The sequence below is a fragment of the Pseudomonas benzenivorans genome, assembly GCF_024397895.1.
Classification (GTDB): Bacteria; Pseudomonadota; Gammaproteobacteria; order Pseudomonadales; family Pseudomonadaceae; genus Aquipseudomonas; species Aquipseudomonas benzenivorans_A.
This window is the reverse complement of sequence record NZ_CP073346.1, coordinates 2,041,229-2,053,236: the sequence shown is the minus strand read 5'-3', so window position 1 is coordinate 2,053,236 and position 12,008 is coordinate 2,041,229. Positions and strand designations below refer to the sequence as shown.

Annotated in this window: 12 protein-coding genes; 4 read left to right on the top strand and 8 right to left on the bottom strand. The window is 67.1% G+C overall.

The genetic code is table 11. The features are described 5' to 3' along the window. Positions 1 to 10 precede the first annotated feature (10 nt). Genes KDW96_RS09595 through KDW96_RS09585 form a run of 3 tightly spaced genes read right to left on the bottom strand, consistent with a single transcriptional unit; the run spans position 11 to position 1,747 of the window. Positions 11 to 271 carry a phosphopantetheine-binding protein gene (locus KDW96_RS09595; protein WP_255840181.1) on the bottom strand — a complete coding sequence of 87 codons (261 nt, stop codon included), beginning with the start codon at positions 269 to 271 and terminating at the stop codon, positions 11 to 13. Further along, a complete protein-coding gene (locus tag KDW96_RS09590) occupies positions 264 to 1,061 on the bottom strand; it encodes a lysophospholipid acyltransferase family protein (protein ID WP_255840180.1) in 798 nt (265 codons plus the stop codon). The genes KDW96_RS09595 and KDW96_RS09590 overlap by 8 nt, the downstream gene beginning before the upstream one ends. Further along, positions 1,034 to 1,747 (bottom strand): beta-ketoacyl synthase chain length factor, encoded by a 714-nt coding sequence (locus KDW96_RS09585; protein WP_255840179.1) that lies wholly within the window; start codon positions 1,745 to 1,747, stop codon positions 1,034 to 1,036. Before KDW96_RS09585 ends, KDW96_RS09590 begins: the two co-directional genes overlap by 28 nt. Positions 1,748 to 1,985: 238 nt before the next feature. On the opposite strand from KDW96_RS09585, the gene KDW96_RS09580 reads away from it, so the two are divergent. Then, positions 1,986 to 2,759, top strand: a complete 774-nt coding sequence (locus KDW96_RS09580; RefSeq protein ID WP_255840178.1) for a ParA family protein — start codon at positions 1,986 to 1,988, stop codon at positions 2,757 to 2,759. Between the two features lie 87 nt (positions 2,760 to 2,846). Here the strand turns inward: KDW96_RS09580 and KDW96_RS09575 are convergent, their stop codons facing one another. Beyond that, entirely contained in the window at positions 2,847 to 3,644 is a 798-nt protein-coding gene (locus tag KDW96_RS09575; RefSeq protein WP_255840177.1) for a universal stress protein, read from the bottom strand. A 195-nt stretch (positions 3,645 to 3,839) separates the two neighbouring features. Continuing rightward, a complete protein-coding gene (gene trxC, locus KDW96_RS09570) occupies positions 3,840 to 4,274 on the bottom strand; it encodes a thioredoxin TrxC (RefSeq protein WP_255840176.1) in 435 nt (144 codons plus the stop codon). Between the two features lie 79 nt (positions 4,275 to 4,353). Between trxC and KDW96_RS09565 the strand changes: the two genes are divergently transcribed. Then, the gene (locus KDW96_RS09565) at positions 4,354 to 5,250 is read left to right on the top strand and encodes a LysR family transcriptional regulator (protein ID WP_255840175.1); all 897 of its coding nucleotides are present in this window, start codon (positions 4,354 to 4,356) and stop codon (positions 5,248 to 5,250) included. 63 nt (positions 5,251 to 5,313) lie between these two features. Then, the gene (locus KDW96_RS09560) at positions 5,314 to 6,240 is read left to right on the top strand and encodes an alpha/beta hydrolase family protein (protein WP_255840174.1); all 927 of its coding nucleotides are present in this window, start codon (positions 5,314 to 5,316) and stop codon (positions 6,238 to 6,240) included. 101 nt (positions 6,241 to 6,341) lie between these two features. On the opposite strand, the gene KDW96_RS09555 is transcribed toward KDW96_RS09560, so the two are convergent. Both KDW96_RS09555 and KDW96_RS09550 read right to left on the bottom strand, forming a co-directional pair. After that, complete coding sequence (locus KDW96_RS09555; RefSeq protein WP_255840173.1) at positions 6,342 to 7,622, bottom strand: bifunctional O-acetylhomoserine aminocarboxypropyltransferase/cysteine synthase; 1,281 nt, start codon at positions 7,620 to 7,622, stop codon at positions 6,342 to 6,344. Between the two features lie 111 nt (positions 7,623 to 7,733). Continuing rightward, on the bottom strand, positions 7,734 to 9,524 hold the full coding sequence (locus KDW96_RS09550) for an SLC13 family permease (RefSeq protein WP_255840172.1): 1,791 nt from the start codon (positions 9,522 to 9,524) through the stop codon (positions 7,734 to 7,736). 232 nt (positions 9,525 to 9,756) lie between these two features. On the opposite strand from KDW96_RS09550, the gene KDW96_RS09545 reads away from it, so the two are divergent. Next, positions 9,757 to 10,464, top strand: coding sequence for an aspartate/glutamate racemase family protein (locus tag KDW96_RS09545; RefSeq protein ID WP_255840171.1), 708 nt, complete (start codon positions 9,757 to 9,759; stop codon positions 10,462 to 10,464). Positions 10,465 to 10,503: 39 nt separating this feature from the next. On the opposite strand, the gene selO is transcribed toward KDW96_RS09545, so the two are convergent. Further along, a complete protein-coding gene (gene selO, locus KDW96_RS09540) occupies positions 10,504 to 11,970 on the bottom strand; it encodes a protein adenylyltransferase SelO (protein WP_255840170.1) in 1,467 nt (488 codons plus the stop codon). Between the last annotated feature and the right edge of the window lie 38 nt (positions 11,971 to 12,008).

Below are 12,008 nucleotides of genomic sequence, written 5' to 3'. Positions count from 1 at the left end.
GGGGGTGTCCTCAGGCAGTCTGCTGGGCGGAAACGAAGGCCGCGAGGCTGGCCACGTTGGCGAAATGCGTGCGGGTGTCCTTGGCTTCGGCGTCGATCTTGATGCCGAAACGCTTCTGGATCGCCAGGCCGAGTTCCAGGGCGTCGACCGAATCCAGGCCCAGGCCTTCGCCGAACAGGGTCAGGTCGGCGGCAATGTCCTCGGCGACCATGTCTTCCAGGCCCAGGGCCTCGATGATCAGCTGCTTAATCTCGGTGTGTAGATCACTCATCTTGGGCGAGTTCCTTTATGAAGTGCTGGTGCAGATGCTCGTTAAGTTTGCGCGAGGCGATAGGGGCCGGCCCTTGCGCCAGGAAAGCCTGCGGGTCGATATCCTGGCCGACGCGCAGGCGAAAGTGAAAACGTCGCGACGGAATGCTGTACCAGGGCTCGGCCTTGGTCAGGGTGGTGGGCGTCACGCTGATCACCACGGGGGTGACGATGCGCGCGCCGCGTACGGCAATCGCGGCGGCGCCACGGTGAAATTGCGGTGCCTGCCCCGGCGTGGTGCGAGTGCCCTCGGGGAACACGATCAGGGTCTGGCCGCCTTGCAGCGAGGCCGCGGCCTCATCGAGCATGTCCAGGCTTCCGCTGTTGCTGATGTAGCCGGCGGCGCGAATCGGGCCGCGCATGCAGGGGTTGTCCCACAGGCTCTGCTTGACCACGCAGTTGGCGTCACGAATGAAGGCGATCAGCACCACGACGTCGATCAGCGAAGGGTGGTTGGCGATCACCATCTGTCCGGGACGGCCCAGGCGTTCGACACCCTCGACCTCGTAGGTGAGCACGCCCGTGCGGAACATGAACTGAACGAACAGCCGAAAGGCCCGGCTTATCGTGACGCGGGCGCGGGTGCGGTGAATCGTGGAGTCGCCGGGCAGCAGCGCGAGCAGGGGGAATACCAGCGCCCGCAGCAGTACCCCGCCGATACCGAACAGGGCGAAACTCAGGGCGGTGGCGATCAGGCGCCACCCGTAAGGGGCGCTGTGGCGGCTCAGGCCGTGGTGCGTGACCAGGTCCATTGGCGATTCTTCCAGTAATGCTCGAGACAGTGCCGCTCGTCGCAGAGGGCGCGCAGCAGGTTGAGGGCGTGGGGCCAGTCGGCGCGCGGACCGCTGCCGGATTGCAGTTGCAGTCGCCAGTCGACCCCGGGCGTCAGGCGCAGCGCGACGGCGTAGGGAAAGGGCACGTCGTCGACATAGGGGGAATAGAGGGCTGGCGGCATCTCTTCCGCGACCACCAGCAGCACGGCCGGAGCGCCCTCGCCGAGGAGGCTGACGGCCTCCAGCAGGGCCTGCTCGAGGCCGTCACCTTCGGCCGCCAGGGCAGTCATTTCGCTGGTGTCGCCGCGCTGGATCGACCACAAACCGATGATCGCATTGTGCACCGAAAGGCTGAACTGGGTCGGCGACAAGGGCTCGCCGCGCGCCAGTTCGCTGAGCAGCGCCAAGGTGCGGGGGGCATCGCCGTGGCGTGAGGCGAACACCAGGGGCAGGGCTTCGTGGCCCTCGGCCAGTGGCCAGGCGACATGGAGCATCATTCGCGCCAGGCGGCTCAGGCGGCGGCGTTGCAGGGCGGGCAGAAAGCCGACGTCCGGCTGCTGCTGGCCGTCCTCCAGTGGTGCCGGAGCCCGGCACCACGCGCGCCAGTCGTCCGTGCTATCCAGGCCAGGGGCCCAGGCACGCCATTGATCGATCCTGAAATGCATCACTCGGAAAGCTTCCCGGCCCCTTCGGGCATCCTTGTCAACTGCGGCCGTCCCGTTCTGCCGCAGGGGCGTGGACGGTCCATGGCGAAGTGGCGGCATTATCTAGATGGTGCGCATTCTGCGCAATTGTTACGGGGGCGCTTCGGATCGGCGGGCGGCTCTTCTTGGCCGCTCACCTCGCGCTTGTCACGCGCATTGCATAGAATCCAGCTCCATTCCGGGCTCAGGGAGATGTGCGATGCGGCGCGTGGTATTCAATCAGAAGGGAGGCGTGGGCAAGTCCAGCATCGCCTGCAACCTGGCGGCGGTGAGTGCGGCGCAGGGCTATCGGACGCTGTTGGTGGACCTGGATGCCCAGGCCAACTCCACCCACTACCTCACCGGGCTTACCGGCGCCGAGATTCCCACGGGGATCGCCGAGTTCTTCAAGCAGACCCTGGCCAGCGGGCCTTTCGCCAAGAAGGGCAAGGTCGATATCTACGAGACGCCGTTCGACAACCTGCACGTGGTCACCGCCACCGCCGAGCTGGCCGATCTGCAGCCCAAGCTCGAGGCCAAGCACAAGATCAACAAGCTGCGCAAACTGCTGGATGAGCTGGGCGAGGACTACGACCGGATCTACCTGGACACCCCGCCAGCCTTGAATTTCTATGCGGTTTCCGCGCTTATCGCTGCCGATCGTTGCCTTATTCCCTTCGATTGCGACAGTTTTTCCCGCAATGCCCTGTATGGCCTGCTTCAGGAGATCGAGGAGCTGCGCGAGGACCATAACGAGGCGCTGGAGGTCGAAGGCATCGTGGTCAATCAGTTCCAGCCGCGAGCGTCCCTGCCGCAGATGCTGCTCGATGAGCTGATCGCCGAGGGGCTGCCGGTGCTGCCGGTGAACCTGATGAGTTCGGTGAAGATGCGCGAGTCGCACCAGGCCTGCACGCCGCTGATCCACCTGGACGCCCGGCACAAGCTGACCCAGCAGTTCGTCGAGTTGCACGACCTGCTCAATGCCGAGACCTAGCGGTTCCTGCTGAACGCACAGGGCGCCGACGGGCGCCCTGTGCGTTTGTGGCCTCGAGGTGCTTGGCCACGGCCCTCGGCCGCCGTTTTAGCGGACGACGAAGATGTCGCAGGGCGCACGGTGCAGAAAGTGCTGCGCCAGGCTGCCCAGCAGCGCCTGGGACAGGGCGCTGCGGCCATGGCAACCGAGCACCAGCAGCTCGCTGCGGCGGGTCTTCAGCTGTTCCTGCAGGCAGCGCAGGATGCCGCCCTGTAACACCTCGTGGCTGAGCGTCGGACCCTGGCTGGGAAGGTTCTGTGCTTCGTCGGTAAGCAGTTGCTCGATCAGTGCTCGCTGGATCTGCAGCTGCGCCTCCACCTGCTGCGCCGTACCCTTGTCCGGCTCGAATACGTGCACGGCATGCAGCTCGGCGCCTGCCGGCAGCAGGTGGTAGGCCCGGCCCAGGGCGCTGCAGGCGCACAGTGAGAAATCGAGGGCGGCGATGGCGCGCTGGTACGGCTGGAAGTCGTTGCGCGCGACCAGCAGCAGGGGCACGGGGCAGCTGCGGGCGATACGATCTAGGCTGGTGCCGGAGAAGAAGTCATGACGCTGATGGTGGGCGCCGAGCACCAGCAGGTCGCACCCGAGCGCCTGCAGTTGCTGCAGCACCACCTCGGCGGGCTTGCCGCTGCGCAGGCACAGCTCGCTGCCAGGGGGGGCGTAACGGGTCAGGCTGCGATCCAGCGCCTGGCGTGCCTGGTCCTGCTCTGGGGCGCCGAGGCTGGGGTCGAGGACATGCAGCAGTGTCAGCCGGGCATTGTGCTGCCGGGCCAATTGGGCGGCCCGGCACAGGGCCAGATCGGCGGTGTCGCGCAGGTCGTGGGCGACGAGGATATGGTTGAACATGGGAACGGGCGCTCCGGCCAATGAGAACAGAAATTATCCCCACAGGCTTAGCTGCTGTATTGACCTGCCGCAAGGTCAGGCGTCAGGGCGCGCACAATTGCGACATTTCGCCGCTGTTTGGCCGTTGTCCTCGCTCAATTTCCCTTTCGTTCAATCCCTCGCCTGTCCTGTGAGGACATGTGCCCAGGCCGCCCTTCAGATGCCTTGACCGCTGAGCCAGGCGAGCAGTTGGGGCAAGGGCAGGGCGCCGCTCTGCCGGGCGACCTCCTGGCCGTGCTTGAACAGGATCAGGCTGGGGATCGAGCGGATGCCGAGCTGGCCGGCCAGTTGCCGATTGGCCTCGCTGTCCAGCTTGCCCAGGCGCGCCTTGCCCTGGAGCTGACTGGCGGCCTGGGCGAAGGTCGGGGCGAAGGCCTTGCACGGGCCGCACCAGTCCGCCCAGACATCGACCAGCAGGGGCATGTCGCCCTTCAGCTGGCTGGCGAAGTTGGCCTGGTTCAGCTCGATCGGCGCCGCGGGCAGCACCGCGCTCTTGCAGCGTCCGCAGGTGGGTTTGTCGCCCAGGCGTTGGCTGGGGACGCGGTTGAGGCCATTACAGGCTGGGCAGGGGATCAGCAGGGGTTGATTCATGGCGTACTCCTAGGCTGCTCTCAAGGTGGTGGCGGAATGGGCCGAAAACAAGGGTAGAGTGAGCGGCACAGGAGGCTCCATGGCACTACCCTCGCTGAATTTGCTGCGCACCTTCGCCGTGCTCGGCGACACCCTCAACGTCAGGCGCGCTGCCGAGCGCCTGCACGTCACGCCGACTGCGGTCAGCCACCAGTTGCGCGATCTGGAGGCGGCCCTGGACTGCAGGCTGTTCCAGCGCCTGCCTCGCGGCCTGGCGCTAACCGACGCCGGGCGGTCGTTCTGGGCGGAGGTGGCGCCAGCGATTCGCCAGCTGGAAGCCGCCAGCCGGGCGCGCCAGGTGCGCCGGCCGTTTCGCATTTCCAGCTTTCCCTTCCTCGCGCAGTCGGTGGTCCTGCCTGCCCTGGGTGAACTGCAGGCGCTGCTCGGCGAGCGCCTGCTGAGCCTCGATACCCGCCGCGAGATTCTTGATCTCGAGGGACATGGCATAGACCTCGGCTTGCGCTTTGCCGTCGACCCGGCGCACTGGGGCGAGTTGCGGGCGCGGCGCCTGAGCGGCTTTCAGCTGACGCCCCTGGTGGCGGCGGCTTTCCCGGATGTGCCCTGGCCGCCGACCGACGAACTGCTGCCGGTGCGCCTGAGCAAGGAGCAGCACGGCTGGGGGCAGTGGGCCGCGGTGCACGGTTGGCAGCCAGCGTCCGACGGTCTGGAGCTGGACAGCTACGCGGCGGTGTTGAACGCCACCGAGCAAGGCCTGGGGGTGGCCATCGGTTTCCTGCCGCTGTGCATCAACGCCTTGCAGCGGGGCGGGTTACGACCGCTGTGGCCGGGGCGCGAGGTCAGTGGCGGTGCGCTCTGGGCAGTCTGGCCAGCTGCGGCGGAGACCCCGGCGCTGCTGCGCGTGGTTGATCGGCTGGAGCAGCGTCTGGCTGAGATGGAGGCGCGTAGTGCTGAGTTTTTCTCAGTACTGGGGGGCTGAAATCTCGCTTTTCCGGTCGCCCCCGGTCGGCAAGAGTGGCGGTCTTTGCACGAGGAGTCCGCCATGCGTATCGATACCTATAAGTTGCCCGCCCGCGATGGCTACCCGCTGGCGGTCACGGCCTTTCGCCCGGCCCGACCGCGCTACAGCCTGTTGATGAACGGCGCCACGGGCGTCGGCCAGCGCTTCTACAAAAGCTTCGCCGAACATGCGGCCAGCCGCGGAGCCTGGGTGTTCACTTATGACTATCGGGGCATCGCGGCCAGCCGGGCGAGCGATTGGACAGGCGCGGCGCCGACCATGGCACATTGGGGCAGCATCGACCAGGCGAGTCTGCTCGATCATCTGCCCGGCGATCTGCCGTTGGCGCTGCTCGGCCACTCGGTGGGCGGGCAGCTGCCGGGCCTGGCCGACAACGTCGGACGCATTCGGGGCCTTCTCGGGGTGGCCGCGCAGTCTGGCTACTGGCGGCTGTGGCCGGCGCTGCAGCAGCCGCGCCTGGCGTTCAACTGGTACGCGGCGATTCCGCTGCTGAGTCGCGCCTGCGGCCAGTTGCCGGGCTGGCTGATCGGCGGCGAGGCGCTGCCGCGCGAGGTGGCGCTGGAGTGGGCGCGCTGGTGCCGCACGCCGGCCTTTATCAGCACCACGGATGGCAAGGCCTGGCGCCCGCATTTCGCCCAGTTGCAGGCGCCGGCGCGCTTCCTGGCGATCACCGACGATCAGGCCTTTGGGCCGCGTCGGGCGGTGGAGGCCCTGGCCGGTTTCTATACAGCTGCGGAGCGCGAAGTGCTGAGCGTCGATCCGGCCGACTGGGCCCTGCGCAAGCTCGGGCACTTTGGTTTCTTCCGCCGCGATACGCCGCGCGCGCTGTGGAACCAGCAGTTGGATTGGCTGGAAAGTGCGCTCGGTCTGCAGCCGCTTGGGGCCGTGGGCCGAAGCGATGCGCGGGATGCTTTCAGCCAAACGATACCAATGAGAGCAGAGGGATGAAGACGGTGGCGGCGCGGTGGGACGTTCAGCTGGCCTGGCTGGAGCAGGCTTCCAGCCAGGCGCCGCGTGCGGCGGCCGGCTGAAAGCTGCCATCGGCGCCGCTATCCGCGCAGGGCGGCGGCGAGGGCCTGGTCGAGGTCGGCGAGTATGTCCTCGATATGCTCGATGCCAATCGACAGGCGCACCATGTCACGGGGTACCCCGGCCTTCTCCAGCTCCTCGTCGTTGAGCTGGCGGTGCGTGGTGGAGGCGGGGTGGCAGGCCAGCGACTTGGCGTCGCCAATATTCACCAGGCGCACCACCAGTTGCAGCGCGTCGATAAACCTGGCGCCGGCATCAAAGCCGCCCTGGATGCCGAAGGACAGGATCGACGCGGGCTTGCCCTGCATGTAGCGCTGCGCCAGGTGATGCTCGGGGTGATCGCTCAGGCCGGCGTACTTGACCCAGGCGACTTGCGGATGGCTCTGCAGGAACTCGGCCACCTTCACGGCGTTCTCGCAGTGGCGCTCCATGCGCAGGCCCAGGGTCTCCAGACCCTGCAGGATCAGGAAGGCGTTGAACGGCGACAGCGCCGCCCCGGTATTGCGCAGCGGTACCACCCGGCAGCGGCCGATAAAGGCAGCTGGGCCGAAGGTCTCGGTGTAGGTCACCCCGTGGTACGACGGGTCGGGGGTATTGAGCAGCGCGAAGCGCTGTTTGTGGTCGGCCCAGGGAAAGTTGCCGGAGTCGACGACGATGCCGCCGATGCTGGTGCCGTGGCCGCCAATGTACTTGGTCAGCGAATGCACGACGATGTCGGCGCCGTGCTCGAAGGGCCGGCAGAGGATCGGCGTGGCCACGGTGTTGTCGACGATCAGCGGCACGCCATGACGGTGCGCGGCATCGGCCAGGGCCTGCAGGTCGACGATGTTGCCCGCCGGGTTGCCGATGGACTCGCAGAACACCGCCTTGGTCCTGTCGTCGATCAGCGCTTCCAGGGCGGCGATGTCGTCATGGGCGGCGAAGCGGGTCTGAATGCCGAAACGCGGCAGGGTATGCGCGAGCAGGTTGTAGGTGCCGCCATACAGCTTGGCCACCGAGACGATGTTGTCGCCGGCCTCGGCCACGGTCTGGATGGCGTAGGTGATGGCCGCCATACCCGAGGCCACGGCCAGTGCCCCGACGCCACCTTCCAGCGCCGCGATGCGCTGCTCCAGCACGTCGTTGGTCGGGTTCATGATCCGCGAGTAGATGTTGCCGGCGACCTTCAGGTCGAACAGGTCGGCACCGTGTTGGGTGTCGTCGAAGGCGTAGGAGCTGGTCTGGTAGATCGGTACCGCCACCGCCTTGGTGGTGGGGTCGGGGCTGTAGCCGGCGTGAATGGCCAGGGTTTCCAGTTTCATGCGACGTTCCTTCGGGCAAGTGACGAGGAGCGCAGCATGAAGAAAGCGTCCAGCCCCGGTCAATGTCGGTAGGGCTGAGCGTGGCCAAGGGCAACGACCGATCGTTGTCGCTTAGACCGGGGTCAGCGGCCAGAACAGCGGAATCACCACGGACGCCACCGCCCAGAGCAGCAGGTTGAGCGGAATACCGACCTTCATGAAGTCGGTGAAGCGGTAACCGCCGGCGTTGTAGACGAAGGTGTTGGTCTGGTAGCCGATCGGTGTGGCGAAGCTGGCGCTGGCGGCGAACATCACCGCCACCACGAAGGCCCGCGGGTCGACCCCCAGGTGCTGGGCCAGGCCGATGGCGATGGGGGTGACCAGCACGGCCACCGCGTTGTTCGACAGCACCTCGGTGAGGATCGAGGTGAACAGGTAGATCAGCGACAGCATCAGCAGCGGGCCGGCACCGGGCATCAGGGTCGTCATGTTCTCGACCAGCAGCTTGACCAGGCCGACCTTGTCCATGGCGATGCTGATCGCCAGCATGCCGAAGATCAGGCTGAGGATCTTCCAGTCCACCGCCTTGTAGGCATCCTCCACGTCCAGGCAGCGGGTCGCCAGCACGGTCACCGCGCCGATGATCGCCAGGCCTTCGATGGGCATCACCCCGAGGGCGGCCAGGAGCATCACCGCCAGGGTGGCGATGATGGCGATCGGCGCCTTGTCGCGGCGGAAGGCACGCTCCTGCACGGCATTGAGGCTGATCAGCTCGCCGTTGTCGGCGAAGCGCTTGATCTGCGCCGGGGTGCCCTCGACCAGCATCACGTCGCCGAACTGCAGTTCGAAGTCGTCGAGGTTGCCCTGGATGTTCTCGTCCTGGCGGTGCACGGCGAGCACCGCGATGCCGTAGCGCGCGGTGAGGTCGAGGTCGCGCATGGGCCGGTGGCTGTAGCGCGAGTTACGCCCGACTATGGCCTCGGCGAGGATCACGTCATGGCTGCTGATGGTCTCGAAGGCATCGCCGCGATTGAACGACAGGTGGCCGCTTTCGCGCAGTTCGACCACGTTCTTCACCTGGCCGTGCAGCACCAGGCGGTCGCCGCTGGCCAGCTGGGTGTGATGGGGCGGCTCGGTGAGTTCCAGGTCCTCACGGAACAGCTTGAGCACCTGCAGACCGGCGCCGCCGTTGAGGCTGGCCTCGGCCAGGGTCTTGCCGACCACCGGCGAATCCTGCGGCACCAGCAGTTCGGTCATGAAGGTGCGCTCCAGATCCGGACGCAGCTGCTTGGACAGGGTTTCGCGCTGCGGCAGCAGGTGGCGGCCGATGGTCAGCAGGTAGAGCATGCCGACCGCGGCGAGAATCAGCCCGGCGCCGGTGATCTCGAAGATGCCGAAGGGCGCCAGACCGGCCTTGCGCGCCACGCCGTCGACCAGGATGTTGGTCGAGGTGCCGATCATGGTCAGGGTGCCGCCGAGGATGGTGGCGTAGGACAGCGGGATCAGCAGCTTGGACGGCTGGGTGCCGGCGCGGCGGGCCAGGGAGATGGCCACCGGGGTGAGGATGGCCACCACCGGGGTGTTGTTCAGGCAGGCGGAAATCACCAGGGCGGTGAGGGTCAGGCCGGTCAGCACGCGGATCGGGCTGGTGCCGACCAGGTTGCCCAGCCAGTTGCCCAGGGCGTCGATGCAGCCGGTGCGCTCCAGGGCGGCGGACAGCACGAACATGCAGGCGATGGTCACCGGCGCCGAGTTGCTCAGCACGCTGAGCACTTCCCTGGGCTCCAGCAGCTGGGTCACCAGCAGGGCGGCCACGGCGATCGCCGCCACCACGTCCGGGCTCCACGTCTCGCGGACAAAGGCAACCAGCACCCAGACCAGCAGAGCGCCGACGAACAGCAACGGCAGAGAGTCCCAGAACATCTTCGTCCTTAGCGTGCGAATCTCGTGTGAGGTGGCAGGCCCGCCAAGCGGCGGCCGCGCAAGGTCGCCAAGATAGTGGCCTTTGCTTAGATAGTCTAAGAATGTTTGAGAAGGTTTATATGCCTTTTCTACTTGATGGAGAAGGCTGTAATGCTCATCCGATCAGGCGCTGTGCCTGTGACTGAAATCGCCTGCGGGCTAGGCTCGGTTCTTTTTTCTTGAGGTGCGATCCATGCGTCCATTAGGCATCCTCGGCGGCATGAGCTGGGAGTCCACGGCCAGCTACTACCGGCTACTCAACCAGGGGGTGCGCGAGCGCCTGGGCGGTCTGCATTCGGCCCCCTTGCTGCTGCACTCGGTGGATTTCGCCCAGATCGCCGAGCTGCAGCGGCAGGAGGACTGGCAGGCCGCCGGGCAAGTGCTGGCGACAGCGGCCCAGGGGGTACAGCGCGCCGGGGCCGAGGCGCTGCTGTTGGCCACCAACACCATGCACAAGGTGGCGCCAGCCATCGAGGTGGCGCTGGAGATTCCCTTGCTGCACATTGGCGACGCAGTCGGCCAGGCCCTGCAGGCCGGGGGCGCGCGCCGCGCGGCCTTGCTCGGCACCCGCTTCACCATGCAGGAAGACTTCTACCGCCAGCGCCTGGCCCAGCGCTTCGGCATTGAGCTGCTGGTGCCCACGGTGCCGGCCATGGCCGAGATCGATCGGCTGATCTTCGCCGAGTTCTGCCGCGGCCAGTTCAGCGCCCCGGCCCGGGCCTTCTACCTGGAGTGCCTGGAGCAGCTGCGCGAGGACGGTGCCGAGGTGGCGATACTGGGCTGCACCGAGATCGGCCTGCTGCTCGAGGGCGTCGCCTCGCCGCTGCCGCTGCTGGACAGCTGCGAGCGGCATGTGGCGATGGGGCTGGAATGGCTGCTGGCCGATGCGCAGGGTGGATGACGCTGCACCCATCCACCCTGCAGAAAGGCCCGACGTGGACTAGGAGGAGCAGCTGATGGCCAGGTGCTTGCCCCAGTCCGGCGGGCGCTGGGCATAGCGCTCCATGCCCGGTTGTTCGTCGAAGGGCCGGCTGAGTACGGCGTGCAGTTCGCGCACCGGGGCATAGTCGCCCTGCTCGGCGGCCTCGATGGCTTGCTGGGCCAGGTAGTTGCGCAGGATGTACTTGGGGTTGACCGCGTGCATGCGCGCCTGGCGTTGCCCTTGGTCCTGCTCGCCATAGTCGCGCAGGCTGCGCGGCAGGTAGTCGGCGGCCCAGGCGTCGAAGCCGGCCAGGTCGACGAAGTCTTCGCGCAGGCTCGCCAGGGCCTGTTGCGGCGGGCTGTCGCCCAGGCGGCGGAAGAACTGGCTGTAGTCCACCGCGCTGCCCTGCATCAGCTGCAGCAGGCGCTGCACCAGGGCCTCGTCGCCTTCCTCGGCGCTGCGCAGGCCCAGGCGCCGGCGCATCAGGTCGAGGTAGTGGGCCTGATACAGGGGCATGAACAGGGCCAGCGCCTCGCGCAGGGCGTCGATTTCGACGAAGGTGGTCAGGGCCTGGCCGAGGGCGGCCAGGTTCCACTGGGCGATCGGCACCTGGTTGCTGAAGCTGTAGCGTCCGGTGTCGTCCGAGTGGTTGCAGATGTGCTTGGCGTCGAAGTCGTCGAGGAAGGCGTAGGGGCCGTAGTCGAAGGTGATGCCGAGGATCGACATGTTGTCGCTGTTCATCACCCCGTGGCAGAAGCCGTAGGCCTGCCAGTGGGCGATCAGCGCGGCGTTGCGCTCGACCACCTCGCGGAACATCGCCAGGTAGGGCTCGTCCTGGGGCAGGCAGCCGGGGAAGTGGCAGTTCAGCACGTGCTCGCCGAGCTGTTTCAGCTGCTCCGGCTGGCGGGTGTAGTAGAAATACTCGAAGTGGCCGAAGCGCACGTGGCTGCGCGCCAGGCGCAGCAGCATGGCGGCGCTCTCCTGCTTCTCACGCCACACCGGGGTGCTCGAGGCGGTGACGCACAGCGCCCGCGAGGTGGGGATGCCTAGGGCGTGCAGATGCTCGCTGGCGAGGAACTCGCGGATCGAGCTGCGCAGTACCGCGCGGCCGTCGCCCATGCGCGAATAGGGGGTCTGGCCGGCACCCTTGAGGTGCAGGTCCCAGTGCTCGCCGGCGTCGTTGAGCACCTCGCCGAGCAGCAGGCCGCGGCCGTCGCCCAGGCGCGGGTTGTACACGCCGAACTGATGGCCGGAATAGACCATCGCCCGGGGTTCGGCGTCGTTCCACAGCTTGTGTCCGGCGAACAGCTCGGCGAACTCCGGGAGTTCGGCCTCCGCCGGGTCGAGGTCGAGCAGGGCCATGGCTGCCGTGCTGGCCACCACCAGGCGTGGCTCGGCGATCGGCTCGGGCAGCACCTCGGTGGAAAACGCGTCGCCGAGGCGGGCGAAGCGATTATCGAAGGTCAGGTCGGTGAGCGACTTCAAGACAACTCTCCTGGAGGGTGGTGGGCGAACCGCTGGCG

Excerpts from the sequence above, each read along its gene's own strand:
- KDW96_RS09595 (WP_255840181.1), bottom strand. The coding sequence starts at position 271 with ATGAGTGATCTACACACCGAGATTAAGCAGCTGATCATCGAGGCCCTG.
- KDW96_RS09580 (WP_255840178.1), top strand. The coding sequence starts at position 1,986 with ATGCGGCGCGTGGTATTCAATCAGAAGGGAGGCGTGGGCAAGTCCAGC.
- KDW96_RS09575 (WP_255840177.1), bottom strand. The coding sequence starts at position 3,644 with ATGTTCAACCATATCCTCGTCGCCCACGACCTGCGCGACACCGCCGAT.
- KDW96_RS09545 (WP_255840171.1), top strand. The coding sequence starts at position 9,757 with ATGCGTCCATTAGGCATCCTCGGCGGCATGAGCTGGGAGTCCACGGCC.
- trxC (WP_255840176.1), bottom strand. The coding sequence starts at position 4,274 with ATGAATCAACCCCTGCTGATCCCCTGCCCAGCCTGTAATGGCCTCAAC.
- KDW96_RS09590 (WP_255840180.1), bottom strand. The coding sequence starts at position 1,061 with ATGGACCTGGTCACGCACCACGGCCTGAGCCGCCACAGCGCCCCTTAC.
- KDW96_RS09565 (WP_255840175.1), top strand. The coding sequence starts at position 4,354 with ATGGCACTACCCTCGCTGAATTTGCTGCGCACCTTCGCCGTGCTCGGC.
- KDW96_RS09560 (WP_255840174.1), top strand. The coding sequence starts at position 5,314 with ATGCGTATCGATACCTATAAGTTGCCCGCCCGCGATGGCTACCCGCTG.
- KDW96_RS09550 (WP_255840172.1), bottom strand. The coding sequence starts at position 9,524 with ATGTTCTGGGACTCTCTGCCGTTGCTGTTCGTCGGCGCTCTGCTGGTC.
- KDW96_RS09585 (WP_255840179.1), bottom strand. The coding sequence starts at position 1,747 with ATGCATTTCAGGATCGATCAATGGCGTGCCTGGGCCCCTGGCCTGGAT.
- KDW96_RS09555 (WP_255840173.1), bottom strand. The coding sequence starts at position 7,622 with ATGAAACTGGAAACCCTGGCCATTCACGCCGGCTACAGCCCCGACCCC.